This window comes from Leifsonia sp. GW821-FHT13C05, assembly GCF_058806515.1.
Genome location: NZ_JBXAPT010000004.1, coordinates 90,334 through 105,839 on the forward strand (window position 1 = coordinate 90,334; position 15,506 = coordinate 105,839).

General features: G+C 70.1%; 13 protein-coding genes. 6 read left to right on the forward strand and 7 right to left on the reverse strand.

Going from position 1 to position 15,506, the window contains the following annotated elements; genetic code table 11:
• Positions 1-29: 29 nt before the first annotated feature.
• Entirely contained in the window at positions 30-419 is a 390-nt protein-coding gene (locus AC1ROC_RS12670) for a PLD nuclease N-terminal domain-containing protein (protein ID WP_085371392.1), read from the reverse strand.
• An 86-nt stretch (positions 420-505) separates the two neighbouring features.
• Positions 506-1,948 carry a CitMHS family transporter gene (locus tag AC1ROC_RS12675; RefSeq protein WP_493000840.1) on the reverse strand — a complete coding sequence of 481 codons (1,443 nt, stop codon included), beginning with the start codon at positions 1,946-1,948 and terminating at the stop codon, positions 506-508.
• Between the two features lie 201 nt (positions 1,949-2,149).
• Between AC1ROC_RS12675 and AC1ROC_RS12680 the strand changes: the two genes are divergently transcribed.
• Both AC1ROC_RS12680 and AC1ROC_RS12685 read left to right on the forward strand, forming a co-directional pair.
• Positions 2,150-3,823 carry a sensor histidine kinase gene (locus AC1ROC_RS12680; RefSeq protein ID WP_493000539.1) on the forward strand — a complete coding sequence of 558 codons (1,674 nt, stop codon included), beginning with the start codon at positions 2,150-2,152 and terminating at the stop codon, positions 3,821-3,823.
• Entirely contained in the window at positions 3,820-4,473 is a 654-nt protein-coding gene (locus AC1ROC_RS12685; RefSeq protein WP_085371391.1) for a response regulator, read from the forward strand. Before AC1ROC_RS12680 ends, AC1ROC_RS12685 begins: the two co-directional genes overlap by 4 nt.
• Before the next feature lie 24 nt (positions 4,474-4,497).
• Here AC1ROC_RS12685 and AC1ROC_RS12690 read toward each other — a convergent pair whose 3' ends face one another.
• Positions 4,498-4,827 (reverse strand): YciI family protein, encoded by a 330-nt coding sequence (locus AC1ROC_RS12690; protein WP_085371390.1) that lies wholly within the window; start codon positions 4,825-4,827, stop codon positions 4,498-4,500.
• Positions 4,828-4,928: 101 nt separating this feature from the next.
• Positions 4,929-5,966 carry a LacI family DNA-binding transcriptional regulator gene (locus AC1ROC_RS12695; RefSeq protein ID WP_493000542.1) on the reverse strand — a complete coding sequence of 346 codons (1,038 nt, stop codon included), beginning with the start codon at positions 5,964-5,966 and terminating at the stop codon, positions 4,929-4,931.
• A 150-nt stretch (positions 5,967-6,116) separates the two neighbouring features.
• On the opposite strand from AC1ROC_RS12695, the gene AC1ROC_RS12700 reads away from it, so the two are divergent.
• The 4 genes from AC1ROC_RS12700 (at position 6,117) to AC1ROC_RS12715 (ending at position 11,381) form a co-directional block, all read left to right on the forward strand.
• Positions 6,117-7,034 carry a carbohydrate ABC transporter permease gene (locus tag AC1ROC_RS12700; RefSeq protein ID WP_493000544.1) on the forward strand — a complete coding sequence of 306 codons (918 nt, stop codon included), beginning with the start codon at positions 6,117-6,119 and terminating at the stop codon, positions 7,032-7,034.
• Positions 7,034-7,969 (forward strand): carbohydrate ABC transporter permease, encoded by a 936-nt coding sequence (locus AC1ROC_RS12705; protein WP_085371387.1) that lies wholly within the window; start codon positions 7,034-7,036, stop codon positions 7,967-7,969. The genes AC1ROC_RS12700 and AC1ROC_RS12705 overlap by 1 nt, the downstream gene beginning before the upstream one ends.
• Positions 7,970-8,067: 98 nt before the next feature.
• Positions 8,068-9,414 (forward strand): ABC transporter substrate-binding protein, encoded by a 1,347-nt coding sequence (locus AC1ROC_RS12710; RefSeq protein ID WP_493000546.1) that lies wholly within the window; start codon positions 8,068-8,070, stop codon positions 9,412-9,414.
• Positions 9,415-9,536: 122 nt separating this feature from the next.
• Positions 9,537-11,381, forward strand: coding sequence for a glycoside hydrolase family 35 protein (locus tag AC1ROC_RS12715; protein WP_493000548.1), 1,845 nt, complete (start codon positions 9,537-9,539; stop codon positions 11,379-11,381).
• A gap of 91 nt (positions 11,382-11,472) precedes the next feature.
• Here AC1ROC_RS12715 and araA read toward each other — a convergent pair whose 3' ends face one another.
• From araA to AC1ROC_RS12730, 3 genes are read right to left on the reverse strand one after another with little or no spacing between them, the layout of a single operon-like run.
• The gene (gene araA, locus AC1ROC_RS12720; RefSeq protein ID WP_493000550.1) at positions 11,473-12,990 is read right to left on the reverse strand and encodes an L-arabinose isomerase; all 1,518 of its coding nucleotides are present in this window, start codon (positions 12,988-12,990) and stop codon (positions 11,473-11,475) included.
• Positions 12,990-13,703 (reverse strand): L-ribulose-5-phosphate 4-epimerase, encoded by a 714-nt coding sequence (locus tag AC1ROC_RS12725; protein ID WP_493000552.1) that lies wholly within the window; start codon positions 13,701-13,703, stop codon positions 12,990-12,992. Before AC1ROC_RS12725 ends, araA begins: the two co-directional genes overlap by 1 nt.
• Complete coding sequence (locus AC1ROC_RS12730) at positions 13,700-15,376, reverse strand: xylulokinase (RefSeq protein ID WP_493000554.1); 1,677 nt, start codon at positions 15,374-15,376, stop codon at positions 13,700-13,702. Before AC1ROC_RS12730 ends, AC1ROC_RS12725 begins: the two co-directional genes overlap by 4 nt.
• Between the last annotated feature and the right edge of the window lie 130 nt (positions 15,377-15,506).

Genomic DNA, 15,506 nt, shown 5'->3' on the forward strand with positions numbered 1-15,506 from the left:
ATCCGGGCGAGCGCCGCCCGGAATCCACGTCAGACGGCGGCGTCCCCCGACGTGTCGCGGCGCGCCCTGACCTCCTGCTCCAGCTGCCGGATGCGCTCCTGCCGCTGGTGGTACGCGATCTCCTCCTCGACGGCGGCGAGCTGCTCCTCCGTGCTGAGCGGGCGCGTGCGGTGGCTGCTCTGCTGCTGCGGCGCCTGCTGCTCCTCGCGCACGATGACCGTGCGCCGCGGACGGGGCGCACTCTGCGCGTACTCGCGCCCCAGCGCGAACCACAGGATGCTGCCGATCAGCGGAAGCAGGATCACGATGAACACCCAGGCCAGCTTCGGCAGGTGCCGCACCTGGTCGGACGGACGCAGGATGATGTCCACCAGGGCGAAGACGAACAGCGTGAGCGCGAGCAGCGGAACGAGCAGCATGGCCCGATCCTATGGGAACGCTGTGTCCCCTGGCCATGCTGCCCGCGCTCGCCGCCCGCGCTCGCCGCCCGCGCTCGCCGCGCCGGTCAGCCGAACGGGATGGCGCCGAGCACGACGCCGAACGTGAGCATCACCAGCGACACCACGAGTGCACGCCAGAGGACCTTCTTGTGGTGGTCGCCGAGGTTGACGTTCGCCAGGGACACCAGCAGCAGGATCGCGGGCACCAGTGGGCTCTGCAGGTGAACGGGCTGGCCGATGATCGACGCCCTGGCCATCTCCACCGGGCTGATGCCGTATGTCGCCGCCGTCTCGGACAGGATCGGCAGGATGCCGAAGTAGAACGCGTCGTTCGACATGAAGAACGTCATCGGGATCGAGAGCAGGCCGGTGATCACGGCGAGGAACGGCCCCATCGACGCGGGAACCACATCCACCACCCAGTTGGCCATCGCGGTCACCATGCCCGTGCCGTTCAGCACTCCGACGAGCACCCCGGCGGCGAGGACCATCGACACGACGCCGACGATGCTCGGTGCGTGCGCGACGATCTCGTCCGCCTGGCTGCGCAGCTTCGGGAAGTTGATCACCAAGGCGAGCGCGGTGCCGACCATGAAGATGTACGCCAGCGGCAGCACGTCGAGCACGAGCAGCACCATCACGATGAGCGTGAGGGCGAGGTTCACCCAGATGAGGCGTGGACGGAGGGTGGCGCGGTTCGGGTCGAGCATGGTGTCGGTCATCGCGGTGTCCCCGCGGTCGGGCTTCGCGCCGGATACCGTGACGATGCCGGTGGTGTCGACCGAGCCGCGCGCGCCGGGAGCAGCCTGCGTTCCACGGACCAGCCGCCCGCCCTGGAACAGCGAGAACCGGCCGGTGGATGCGCTGCCCGCGCCGACCGTCTCCGCCTCCTGCAGCATCGGAGTCGCGAGGGCCAGCGTGCCGAGCCGGCGGCGCTCGCCGAGGCCGAGCATCCAGATCAGCGTGAACGCCACGACCAGGCCGACGCCGAGCGAAGGGAGCATGGGCACGAAGATGTCCGTCGGGGAGACGCCCAGCGCCGACGCCGCCCGGGCGGTCGGGCCGCCCCACGGGACGATGTTCAGGGTGCCGTTGACCAGGCCGGCGACACAGGTGAGCACGACAGGGCTCATCCCGAGCCTGAGGTAGATCGGCAGCATCGCAGACGTGGTGATGATGAACGTGGTCGACCCGTCGCCGTCGAGGGACACGGCTCCGGCGAGGACGGCCGTGCCGATGACCACCTTGGCCGGGTCGTTTCCGAGGAACCGGACGATGAACCGGATGAGCGGATCGAACAGCCCGACGTCGATCATGATGCCGAAGAACATGATCGCGAACATCAGCAGCGCGGCGGTCGGCGCGAGGTCGCCGATGGCCTTGAGGATCATGTCGCCGAGCCCGAGGCCCGCCCCGGCGAACAGCCCGAAGATGGTCGGAACGAGGATGAGGGCGACCATCGGCGTCAGCCGTTTGGTCATGATGAGCGCCATAAAGGTCAGGATCATGGCGAATCCGAGGATGACGAGCACGCCGACTCCTTTGTCGTAGCGGATGGGACGGTGACACGCTACGAGGGGATACGGCGCCCGGCCGGGTATCGCGCGTTCCGGAACGATCTGCGCATTCTCCGGGTTCTGCGCATTCTGCTCATTCGGCGGCGGGCGGTACCGACGCCTACCCTGGGTGGGACACGAAGGAGTCTCGGGATGCGGTTCGCCAGCCATGTGCTGCTCCTCCAGCTGGCCACGGTGTCCGCCGTCGTCGCGGTGAGCGCCGGGGTGTTCACCGTGCTCGGCGTGCAGCAGCTGCAGCGGGAGGCCGAGTCGTCGGCGCTCGCCATCGCGCGGACCGTCGCGGAAGACGTGGAGGTGCGCGCGTCGGTGGCCGAGTTCAGCGAGGACCCGGGAACGCCGACGCACGCTGCGGTGGCGGCCGGTCCGTTGCAGCCGCTCGCCGAGGCTGTGCGGACGCGCACCGGAGCGCTGTTCGTCGTGATCACCGACGACCACGGCATCCGGCTCGCGCATCCGGATGAGAGCAGGCTGGGCGAGCGGGTGAGCACGAGCTTCGAGGACGCGGTCGCCGGGCGGGAGACGGTCTCCTGGGAGACCGGGACGCTGGGCGAGTCGGCGCGGGCGAAGGTGCCGGTGTACGCGTCGGGCGGCGGGGGCAGCGGTGCCCCGGTGGGCGAGGTCAGCGTCGGGTTCGCGCGGGCGAGCGTGTTCACCGAGCTGCCTGGGCTCCTCGGCGGGATCGCGGTGACGGCGGTTGTCGCGCTCGCGATCGGCGTCGTCGCCTCCGTGCTCATCCGCAGGAGGCTGACCAGGCTGACCATCGGATTGCAGCCGGAGGAGCTGGCCGTCCTCGTGCAGGACCAGGCCGCCGTGCTCGACGGCGTCGGTGAGGGCGTGCTCGCGCTGACGCCCGGCGGCGAGGTGAGCGTCTGCAACGAGCGCGCCGCCCGGATGCTCGGGCTGACGCATCCCGTCGGGTCGCCCGCGCGGGAGCTCGGTCTGCCCGCCCCGCTCGCGCGGCTGCTCGCGGACGCGGGAGGAGCGACGGGGGAGGCCGCGCAGGATGTCTTCGTGGCGGACGGACGCGTCGTCTACGTGGATGTGCGCCGCGTCGAGCGCGACGGCCACGACCTCGGAACCGTGGCCGTGCTGCGCGACCGCACGGACCTCGACGCGCTCGCCAGGCGGCTCGACGCCGTCGCGACGATGACCAACGCGCTGCGCGCGCAGCGGCACGAGTTCGCGAACCGGCTGCACGTGGTCGCCGGGCTGATCGACGCCGACCGGGTGCCGGATGCGCGCAGCTACCTCGCCGACGTGGTGGCACGGGGTCCGCTGAAGTTCCCTGTCGAGCACGCCGACCGCATCCAGGAGCCGTACCTGCAGGCGCTGCTCGGGGCGAAGGGCATCGAGGCGGCGGAGCGCGGCGTGCTGCTGACGCTGGGCGCCGAGACTCTCGTGACCGGCGCCGTCGCGGAGCCGGAGGACGTGGCGACCGTGCTCGGCAACCTGATCGACAACGCCATCAGCGCCGCCGTCGACGGCGAGGAGCCGCGCTGGGTGGAGGTGGAGCTGCTCGATGACGGGGCAGACCTGTTCCTGACGGTCGCGGACTCCGGTGCGGGGGTTGCCGACCCCTCCGCCCTGTTCGAGCGCGGGGACGACCGGGAGCGCGCGGGAGCGGACGCGGTGCACGGCCACGGGTTCGGCCTGCCGCTCTGCCGCGACATCGCGCGGCGCCGCGGAGGCGACGTGTGGCTGGTCGACGCGGGCGGTGATGCCGGCGGCGCCGTGCTCTGCGCGCGGCTGCCGGGCACGATGCATCCGGAGCCGGTCGGCACCGCAACAGAAGGGAGTCGCCCGTGAGCGACGACATCCGGGTCCTCGTCGTCGACGACGACTTCCACGTGGCGGGGCTGCACAGCGACGTCGTCGCCTCGCGCCCCGGTTTCGCGGCCCTGGATCCCGTCCACACCGCCAGGGAGGCGCGCGCCGTCGTGCGCGACAACGCGCCGGACCTCGTGCTGCTCGACGTCTACCTGCCGGACGGCGACGGCCTGGCGCTGCTCGCCGAACTCGACGTGGATGCGTTCGTCATCAGCGCGGCGACGGACGGCGCGACCATCCGGCGCGCCCTGCGCTCCGGCGCGTTGACCTACCTGATCAAGCCGTTCGACGCCCGCCTGCTCTCCGACCGGCTGGATGCGTACCTGCGCTACCGCAACGTGCTGCGCGACGACAGGGGAGCCGACCAGGAGGCGGTCGAGCGGGCGCTGCGCATCCTGCACTCCGGCGACACCGGAGCGGCGTCGTCGTCGCGGTCGGCCACGGAGCAGCTGGTGCTGGCGCAGCTCGACGGCGGAGAGGTGACGGCCGCGGACGTCGCGGCGGCGACCGGGGTGTCGCGGGCGACGGCGCAGCGCTATCTCGCCGCGCTCGCCGCCCGCGGACTGGTCGAGGTTGCACTGCGCTACGGCACCACCGGTCGTCCGGAGCACCGCTACCGCCGCGCGTGACCCCCTGCGGCTACCTCCTGCCCGCTACTCCCAGGTCATGAACGGCCGGATCTCCAGCTGGCCGTTGCGCGCCATCGGATGCTTCGCGGCGATCTCGATGGCCTCGTCGAGGCTCTCGCACTCGAGGATGTCGAAACCGCAGATCCACTCCTTGGTCTCCGCGAACGGCCCGTCTGTGACGTGACGCTTCCCGTCGCGCACCCGCACGACCGTGGACTTCGCCGGAGGCTCGAGCACCTCGCCGATCACGCGCTTCCCGCTGGCGTCGAGCTCGTCGACCCAGAGGTTCACATCCGATTCGTCCGACTCGGTGTCTGGGCTGGAGTCGGTGACCACGAACATCATGTACTTCATCGTTCATCCTTTCGCTTCGCGAACGCTTCACCCCCACGTCGAACGAGGACACCCGCTGATCGACATTCTGCAGCGAAAAAAGTTCGCGGGCCCGATTTGGCTCAGCGCTGCGGTGCCGGACCGGTGGATGCGCGCACCACGAGGCGCGTCGGAAGGACGGTGGCCGCCGCGGGCTCCGGGCGGGATTCGATCTCGGCGATGAGCAGCTCGACGGCACGGTGGCCCGTCGCCTCGAACTCCTGGTGCACCGTGGTCAGCGGCGGCCAGAACGAGTCGGACTCCGCCATGTCGTCGAAGCCGACCACGCTCACGTCCTCCGGGACGCGGCGGCCGTTCTCGTGCAGGGCGCGCAGCACGCCGAGCGCCATCTGGTCGTTGGCGGCGAAGACGGCCGTGATCTCCGGATGCGCGGCGATGGTCTTGCCGTGCTCGTATCCGGCGGTCGTCGACCAGTCTCCCGGCATCGGTTCCGGCACCGGACGGCCGGCGGCCTCGAGCACGGAGCGCCAGGACTGCTCACGGCGGGTGGCGGAGTACGAGTCTGCCGGGCCGGAGACGTGCCAGACCGTCTCGTGACCGAGCGAGAGCAGGTGCTCGGTGGCGAGCCTGGCGCCCTGCGCCTGATCGGTGTCGACCTGCGGGTAGTCCGCGCGGGCCGTCGAGTCGATGACCACCACGGAGAGGCCGGGTGGCAGTTCCACGTCCGCGCGGTCGACGATGTGCGCCTCGATGACGATGATGATGCCGTCGACCGCCTGTTCGAGCAGCCGGGAGAAGGCGACGGACACATCCTGCTGGGTGGGGTGCTCGACCGGCACGAGGTTGATCGAGTATCCGGCGCGGGCGGCCGAGACGGCGATGGCGTCGAGAGTGCGCATGTTGCCGTACGACGACAGCGTGAACATCACAACGCCGATGCTGCGGAAGTGACCGGAGCGCAGCGCCCTGGCCGCGCGGTTCGGGCGGTAGCCGAGCGCCTGCATCGAGGTGAGGACGCGGTCGCGGGTGGCGGGCTCGACGTTCGTGAGCCCGTTGGCGACGCGGGAGACGGTCTGCGTGGACACTCCGGCGTGACCGGCGACGTCGGCGAGCGATGGCCCCCGTCTGGCGCGGGTGCGTGCGCTGTTCGGCTCGGTCATCGCGCCGCCCTTTCCGTGAAGGTGTGTGTCGTCTGCTGAGCCAACTCTGGCAGATCCGGAACTCGGACTTGCGCCATGTTGACGTCAACATGCTAGTGTAGCCCCGCTGATGTTGACGTAAACATCGGCGTGACGACAAGGAAGACCACATTGACAACGACGTCCGCACCCCGTAGCGCAGCCCTCAGCGCGCCGCGCCGACGCCACCGTCGCGACTGGCGCGGCTGGGCGTTCGTAGCCCCGTTCCTGATCGTGTTCGCGGCCATGATCGTCGCGCCCGTGATCTACGCGATCTATCTCAGCCTGTTCCGGCAGCAGCTCATCGGAGGCAACGCCTTCGTCGGCCTGGAGAACTACATCGCCGTCTTCACCGACGCGAAGTTCTGGGAGTCGCTCGGTCGCGTCACCGTGTTCCTGGTGGTGCAGGTGCCGATCATGCTGGTGCTCTCCCTCACGGCGGCACTCGCCCTGGACAGCGCCCGCCTCCACGGCGCCGGCTTCTTCCGGATCGCGATCTTCCTGCCGTACGCGGTGCCCGGTGTCGTCGCCGCCCTCATCTGGGGCTTCATCTACGGTGACCAGTTCGGCCTCACTGCAAGCCTCAACGACCTGCTCGGCACCAGCTTCGCCCCGCTGAGCGGCTCCTGGATCCTCGGCTCCATCGGCAACATCGTCACCTGGGAGTTCATGGGCTACAACATGCTCATCTTCTACGCGGCGCTCAAGGTCATCCCGGGCGAGCTGTACGAGGCGGCCGAGATCGACGGCGCCGGCGCGATCCGCACAGTGTTCAGCATCAAGATCCCGGCCGTTCGCGGCGCCATCGTGATCGCCACGATCTTCTCGATCATCGGCAGCTTCCAGCTCTTCAACGAGCCGAACCTGCTGAAGCCGCTGGCACCGAACGCCATCTCCAGCTACTTCACCCCGAACATGTACGCATACAACCTCTCGTTCGCCGGTCAGCAATTCAACTACGCGGCCACCGTCGCGATCGTCATGGGCGTGCTCACCGCAGTCATCGCCTACGTCGTGCAGTTGCGCGGCTCGAGGAAGGAGAACGCCTGATGGTCGCCATCGCCCCCGAACGCGAGGGCCGCACCCCGGCGCGGCGCGCATCCCGTGCATCCGGATCGTCGGGCGCCGCCCGCCGCAACCCGCGGCAGCGCCGGTCGATCGTGCTCACCATCGTCATGGTGATCTTCACGATCTACTCGATCGTCCCGCTGGTCTGGCTGATCGTGAACGCCACCAAGACCCAGCCGGAGCTGTTCTCCTCGTTCGGCCTCTGGTTCGGCAACGGGTTCTCGCTGTTCCAGAATATCGCGGACACCCTCACCTACCGCAACGGGATCTTCCTGCAGTGGTTCGGCAACACCCTGCTCTACGTGGTGGTGGGCGCCGGCGGCGCGACCCTGCTGGCGACCGTCGCGGGATACGGGCTCGCGAAGTACAACTTCCCCGGCAAGCGCGCGGTGTTCGCCATCGTCCTCGGTGCCATCGCGGTGCCGGGAACCGCCCTCGCCGTCCCGACCTTCCTGATGTTCAGCCAGGTGGGCCTGACGAACACGCCGTGGGCGGTCATCCTGCCGTCGCTGGTCAGCCCGTTCGGCCTCTACCTGGTCTGGACGTACGCGTCGGAGGCCATCCCGACCGAACTGCTCGAAGCGGCCAGGATGGACGGCGCGGGCGAGTTCCGCACCTTCTTCACCATCTCGCTGCGGCTGCTCGCCCCCGGCATCGTCACGGTGCTGCTGTTCGCGATCGTCGCCACCTGGAACAACTACTTCCTGCCGCTGATCATGCTGAGCGACCCGCAGTGGTACCCGCTCACCGTCGGCCTCGGCCAGTGGAGCGCGCAGGCCATCGGCGTCGGCGCGCAGCCGATCTACAACCTCGTCATCACGGGCTCGCTGCTCACCATCGTGCCCATCGTCATCGCCTTCCTCTTCCTGCAGCGGTTCTGGCAGTCGGGGTTGAGCGCCGGAAGCGTCAAGCAGTGACGGGAGACCGCTGCTTGCACCCGCACCACCCCTCCCACGGGCGTCCTGCCCAGCACACACCCTCATCCCGATGAAGTGAATGAAGTGAAAGGAACACCATGAAGCGCATCTCGCGTTCGTCGGTGCTTCGACGCGTCGCGACGGCCATCGCCGTCAGCGCCGTGATCGGCGCGTCGCTCGCCGCCTGCTCCGGCGGCACCGCAGCATCCGGAGGCAGCTCCTCCGACATCGAGGCGGCACTGAAGGAGGGCGGCACGATCACGTACTGGTCGTGGACCCCGTCGGCAGAGGCCCAGGTCGCCGCGTTCGAGAAGCAGTACCCGAAGGTGAAGGTCAAGCTGGTCAACGCCGGCACGAACACCACCGAGTACACCAAGCTGCAGAACGCCATCAAGGCGGGCTCCGGCGCCCCGGATGTCGCCCAGGTCGAGTACTACGCCATCCCGCAGTTCGCGCTCGGCAAGGCTCTCGTCGACCTCAAGCAGTACGGCTTCGACAAGCTGAAGAGCGACTACACGCCCGGCCCGTGGGGCTCCGTGAACGTCGGCGGCGAGCTCGTCGGCCTCCCGCAGGACTCCGGCCCCATGGCCATGTTCTACAACAAGACGGTCTTCGACAAGTACGGCATCGCCGTGCCGAAGACCTGGGACGAGTACGTGGATGCCGCCACCAAGCTGCACGCGGCAGACCCGACCAAGTACATCACCAGCGACTCGGGTGACTCCGGCTTCACCACCAGCATGATCTGGCAGGCCGGCGGCCGTCCGTTCCAGGTCGACGGCACCAAGGTGTCGATCAACCTCCAGGACGACGGCACCAAGAAGTGGACGGGCACCTGGAACAAGCTCGTCGAGAACAAGCTGCTCTCCTCCGTCCCCGGCTGGAGCGACGACTGGTTCAAGGCGCTCGGCAACGGCTCCATCGCCACCCTCGTCACCGGCGCCTGGATGCCCGGCGTGCTCGAGTCGTCGGTGAAGGACGGCTCCGGCCAGTGGCGCGTCGCTCCGGTCCCGACCTACGACGGCACCCCGGCCAACGCCGAGAACGGCGGCGGCGGCCAGGTCGTGCTCAAGCAGAGCAAGAACCCGGCGCTCGCCGCCGGCTTCCTCAAGTGGCTGAACAACAGCCCGGAGTCGATCAAGGTCTTCCTGCAGTCCGGCGGCTTCCCGTCGACCACGAAGGACCTCGAAGCGAGCGACTTCCTCGCCTCTGCGCCCGACTACTTCGGCGGCCAGAAGATCAACGAGGTGCTCGTCGACGGTGCGAAGAACGTCTCGACCGGCTGGCAGTACCTGCCGTTCCAGGTCTACGCGAACAGCATCTACGGCGACACGGTCGGCCAGGCGTACTCGAACAACAGCGATCTGAACACAGGCCTGCAGGCCTGGCAGAAGTCGCTGGTCGACTACGGCAACCAGCAGGGCTTCACCGTCACCGGCAAGTAAGCAGCACACAGCACGACAGTGGATGCGGCCGGTCGCCCGACGCGGCCGGCCGCAGCCACGGAACAAGCACGAACACCGGCGCCCCGGCGGGCGCGGACGACACGATGGAGACGACGGCACCGATGGCTACGGGCACAGCAGACACCGACACCCGGGACACGGGCACCCGGGAGACCGGGACCGCCACGGCGGAGCGGCCTGCCCGGTTCGAGATCGGCGAGCGCGACTTCCTGCTCGACGGCGAACCGTTCCAGGTGATCTCCGGCGCGCTGCACTACTTCCGCGTGCACCCGGGGTTGTGGGCCGACCGCATCCACAAGGCCAGGCTGATGGGGCTGAACACCATCGAGACCTACGTGCCGTGGAACCTGCACGAGTCGGTCGAAGGCACCTGGACCGCCGAGGACGGCCTCGACCTCGGCGCGTTCCTCGACGCCGTCGCCGCGGAGGGGATGCGCGCCATCGTGCGCCCGGGCCCGTACATCTGCGCCGAGTGGGTCAACGGCGGCCTGCCGGCCTGGTTGACCGCCGAGCCCGGCGTCGGCATCCGCCGCAGCGAGCCGCGCTACCTCGCGGCGGTCACCCGCTACCTGCGCGAGGTCTACGCGATCGTCGCCCCTCGGCAGATCGACGAGGGCGGCCCCGTCGTGCTCGTGCAGATCGAGAACGAGTACGGCGCGTACGGCGACGACAAGGACTACCTGCGGGCGCTCGTCGACGTGACCCGCGCATCCGGGATCGTCGTGCCGCTGACCACGGTCGACCAGCCGCAGCCCGCGATGCTCGAGAACGGCTCCCTCCCGGAACTGCACCGCACGGCGTCGTTCGGCTCGCGTGCCGTCGAGCGCCTGGCCACCCTGCGCGAGCACCAGCCGACCGGACCGCTGATGTGCTCCGAGTTCTGGAACGGCTGGTTCGACCAGTGGGGCGAATACCACCACATCACCGCGCCGGAGGACTCGGCGGCCGAACTGGATGCGCTGCTCGCGGCCGGCGCGTCGGTGAACCTCTACGTCGTGCACGGCGGAACGAACTTCGGCTTCACCAACGGAGCCAACCACAAGGGCCACTACACGCCGATCGTCACGAGTTACGACTACGACGCCCCGCTCGACGAGGCGGGCAACCCCACGGCGAAGTACTGGGCGTTCCGGGAGACGATCGCCCGTCACGCGCCCGTTCCGGACGAGGTGCCCGTCGCCTCCGGCGCTGCGCCCGTCGTGACGAGCGCGTTCGACGCGGCGCTGCCGCTCGACGAGGTCCGCGCCGTCTTCTCCGGCTCCGTGGACGCCGAGCAGCCTCCGACGATGGATGCGCTCGGCCAGTACGGTCCGTTCGCCTCATACCGCGCATCCATCGACGCCGACGCCGGCTCGGTGCTCACGGTCGGCGAGGTGCGCGACCGCGCCTGGCTGACGCTCGACGGCGTCCCCGTCGGACGACTCGCGCGGGAGAACAAGGAGCGCGCGCTGGTGCTCCCGGGCGGCGGAGAGCTGCACATCTTGATCGAGAACCAGGGGCGCGTCGACTACGGCACCCGCATCGGGGAAGCGAAGGGGCTGATCGGTCCGGTCGCCGTCGACGGGCGCGAGGTGACGGGATGGACCGTCGACCCGATCGACGTCTCCTCTTCTGCGGCGGTCGCTGGCATCGAGAGCGCGCTCGCCGCAGTGCGCCGCGAGGTCGTCGACGTGCTGTCCGGGCCGGTTTTCGCGTCGGGGACGTTCGAGCTGGACGAGCCCGCCGACCTCTACCTCGACACGAGCGGCTGGGGGAAGGGCGCCGTGTGGATCAACGGGTTCTGCCTGGGCCGGTACTGGTCGCGCGGCCCGCAGTACACGCTCTACGTCCCGGCGCCGATCCTCCGCGCAGGCACGAACAGCATCGTCGCGCTCGAACTCGAGATCGCAACGGACCCCGCGGTCCGCTTCGTCGCGCACCCGTCGCTCGGCCCGCTCGACCTCTAGCCGACGGCCCGCCGGGCCCGATGGCCCCGTGCAGAGGTGGACCTGGCCGCCGTCGCCGATGACAGGCCGGCGGCCAGGGGTCGGTGGGCGGCTAGATGCCGCGGGCGAGGCGGTAGTACGCCGCGTTCCAGCGCAGCGACTCGGTGAAGCCGCGGAGCGTGGTCTGCTCGTCGATGATCAGCAGCTCGGTCTCCGCCATCCTGGCGAAGTCCTCGAACGCCTGCAGGCCGACGGCGGTCGACATCACCGTGTGGTGCGCTGCCCCCGCCTCCAGCCAGGCCGTGGCGGAGGTCGTGAAGTCGGGGGCCGGCTTCCAGACCGCCCTGCCCACCGGCAGGTGGGGGAGCGGAGCGGTCGGCTCGACTACCTCGACCACGTTCGCCACCAGGCGGAACCGGTCGCGCATGTCCGAGAGCGCCACGACGACGGCGGGGCCGGGGTCGGCGGTGAACACGAGGCGCACAGGGTCGTCCTTGCCGCCGATGCCGAGGGGATGCACCTCGAGCGTCGCCTTCGTCGAGCTGAGCGCCGGGCTCACCTCGAGCATGTGCGCTCCGAGGATGCGCTCGTCGCCGGGGGTGAGGTCGTAGGTGTAGTCCTCCATCAGGGAGGCGCCGCCGGGGAGGCCGGCTCCCATCACGCTCGCCGCGCGCACGAGGATCGCGGTCTTCCAGTCGCCCTCCGCGCCGAAGCCGTACCCCTCGGCCATCAGCCGCTGCACGGCGAGCCCGGGCAGCTGCTTCAGCGCGCCGAGGTCTTCGAAACTCGTGGTGAACGCGCCGAAGCCGCCCTCTTCGAGGAACGACCGCAGGCCGATCTCGATCGCGGCGCCGTCCCGGAGCGAGGAGTGGCGCTCTCCGCCGCGGCGCAGCTCGGGCGCGACGTCGTAGAGGTCCTCGTACTCGGCGACCAGCGCGTCGATGTCCGACTCGGCGGCCGCCGCGACGGCGTCGGCCAGCTCGTTGACGCCCCAGGTGTTCACCTGCACGCCGAACCGCAGCTCCGCCTCCGTCTTGTCGCCTTCGGTGACGGCGACGAACCGCATGTTGTCGCCGAAGCGCGCCAGCTTGAGCGAGCGGGTGGCCGCCCAGCCCGCTGCGGCGCGCATCCACGTGCCGATCCGGGATGCGACGTCCGGGTTCGAGACGTGGCCGACGACCGTGGTGCGCGGAACGCCGAGCCGCGACTGGATGTAGCCGAACTCGCGGTCGCCGTGCGCCGCCTGGTTGAGGTTCATGAAGTCGAAGTCGATCTCGCCCCACGGAAGCTCGACGTTCGCCTGCGTGTGGAAGTGCAGCAGCGGCTTGCGGAGTGCGTCGAGACCGGCGATCCACATCTTCGCGGGGCTGAACGTGTGCATCCACGCGATGAGGCCGATGACGGCGTCGTCGGCGTTGGCCTCCAGGGCGATGCGGCGGATGGCGTCCGCGTCGGTGAGCACCGGCTTCCAGACGATGCGCACGGGGACGTCGCTGGAGGCGGCGAGCTGGTCGGCGATCGCGCGGGACTGCTCGGCGACCTGCGCGAGCGTCTCCGGGCCGTAGAGGTGCTGGCTTCCGGTGAGGAACCAGACCTCGTAGTGGTCGAGCGTGGTCGAGAGCTTCGGCATCAGCTGAGGGATCCTTCCGGGTTCTGTCCGTAGACGTTCTGGTAGCGGTGGTACAGGGCGTCGATGGCGTCCTGGGCGATGGGCACGAGCTCGCCGCCCTGCTTGGCGATGTGCACGGTGCGGGCGACGTCCTCCGTCATGACGGCGGCCTTGACCGCATCCCGGGCATCCCTGCCGATGGTGAAGACGCCGTGGTTCTGCATGAGCACGGCGCGCGAGCGGTGCCCGGTGAGCGTCGCGACGATGCCGCGGCCGATCGAGTCGTCGCCGATGATCGCGAACGGGCCGACGGGGATGTCGCCGCCGAACTCGTCCGCCATCGCCGTGATGACGCATGGGATGGGCTCGGCGCGCGCCGCCCACGCCGTCGCGTACGTGGAGTGGGTGTGGACGACGCCGCCCACCTCGGGCATGTTGCGGTAGACGTACGCGTGCGCTGCGGTGTCGCTGGAGGGGGAGCGGTCGGATCCTGCTGAGCCGGGGACGACGTCGCCGTCGAGCGTGCAGAGGATCATGTTCTCCGGCGCCAGGTCGTCGTAGTCGACGCCGCTCGGTTTGATGACGAACAGATCGCTGCCGGGGACGCGGCCCGAGATGTTCCCACCTGTCCAGACCACGAGGCCGTTGCGGGTGAGCTCCGCGTGCAGGGCGGAGACCTGCTCGCGCACGGCGCGGACGGCGGGCGTTTCGGTGTACTCGGTGGATCCGGTCATGCTGCAGGTCCTTCCAGGGGCATCGCGTCGACGGCCGCCTGCTCGATGGCGAGGCCGGAGCGGTAGCGGTCGAGATAGGAGGCGAAGCCGGCGACGTCGTCGGGGTCGGGGGTGGTGGTCTCGAACGCGAAGGTGCCGAAGACGGCGGTGCGCAGGTAGGTGTCCAGGTCGACGGGGGAGTCGGACGCGGAACCGGTGAACGCGGCGAGCACCGCGATGCCCCACGCGCCGCCCTCGGACGCCGTCTCGGAGACGGAGACCGGCGCATCCAGTGCCCCGGCGAGGAAGCGCTGCGCAACGCCAGCCGTGCGGAACATGCCGCCGTGGGCGAACATCCTGTCGAGCGCGACGCCCTCGTCGGCCAGCACGCGCATCCCGAGTGCGAGGACGCCGAAGACGCCGTACAGCTGGGCGCGGACCACGTTGCCGAGGGTGAACCGGCTCTCGGGGGTGCGGACGACGAGCGGCCGGCCCTCGGTGAGACCGGCGATGGGCTCGCCGGCGAGCGTGTTGTACGCGAGGATCCCCCCGGCGTCGCTGTCGCCGTCGAGCGCCTCGCGGAACAGCGTGTCGTAGACGGCGTCGGTGTCGAGGGCTGCCCCGGATGCGGCGGAGAACCGCGCGAACAGGCCGGCCCACGCCGCGAGCTCGCTCGCCCCGTTGTTGCAGTGCACCATCGCCACCTGATCGCCCGCGGGCGTCGTGACTAGGTCGAGTTCGTGGTGCAGGCCGCCGAGCGGGCGTTCGAGCACGACCATGGCGAAGATGCTGGTGCCGGCGCTGACGTTGCCGGTGCGCGGCGCGACGGAGTCCGTGGCGACCATCCCGGTGCCCGCGTCGCCCTCCGGCGGGCAGAACACGGCGCCGGGGCGCAGCTCGCTGGACGGGTCGAGGTAGGCGGCGCCCTCCGCGGTCAGCTCGCCCGCGTGCTCACCGGCGACGAGCACCTCGGGCAGCAGGTCGGCGACGCTTCCGGTCGGGAGGCGGTCGGCGGCGAGGGCGTCGTAGCGCGCGATCAGCTCGGCGTCGTAGCCCTTCGTGGACGAGTCGATCGGGAACATCCCGGATGCGTCGCCGACGCCGAGCACCGAGCGCCCGGTGAGCAGCCGGTGCACGTACCCGGCGAGCGTGGTCAGCGAGCGCAGCCGCGGAAGGTGCTGCTCGGCGTCGAGCACGGCCTGGTGCAGGTGGGCGATGGACCAGCGGAGCGGGATGTTCACGCCGAACAGCTCGGTGAGCTCGGCGGCGGCCGCTCCCGTGGTGGTGTTGCGCCAGGTGCGGAACGGGGCGATGGCCTCGCCGTGCTCGTCGAGCGGGAGGTAGCCGTGCATCATGGCGGAGACGCCGATGGTGCCGAAGCTCTGCGGGCGGATGCCGTGGCGGCGCTCCGCGTCGGCGACGAGGTCGGCGTATGCGGCCTGCAGGCCGGTGCGCACGGCGTCGAGGGAGTACGTCCAGATGCGGTCGACGAACTCGTTCTCCCACTCGTGCGAGCCCACGGCGAGCACGGTGGACGGGTCGTCCGCGTCGACCAGGCACGCCTTGATGCGCGTCGAGCCGAGCTCGATGCCGAGGGCCGTGCGGGCGGCGGCGATGGCGTCGTGGCCGGTGGCTGGGCCGGTCGCTGGGCCGGTCGCGGCTCCGGGCGCGTGGCTGTTCTCGTGGTCCGTCATCCGTCTCCCTCACACCAGTGTGACCGGTCACATTGCTGCATCAGTATCGCCCGCGCGCTCGCGCTCTGTCAATCCGGGGTCGCCCGCGAAGCCATCGAGTCCGGACTTATGCACGCTCCCCGCGGCGTGT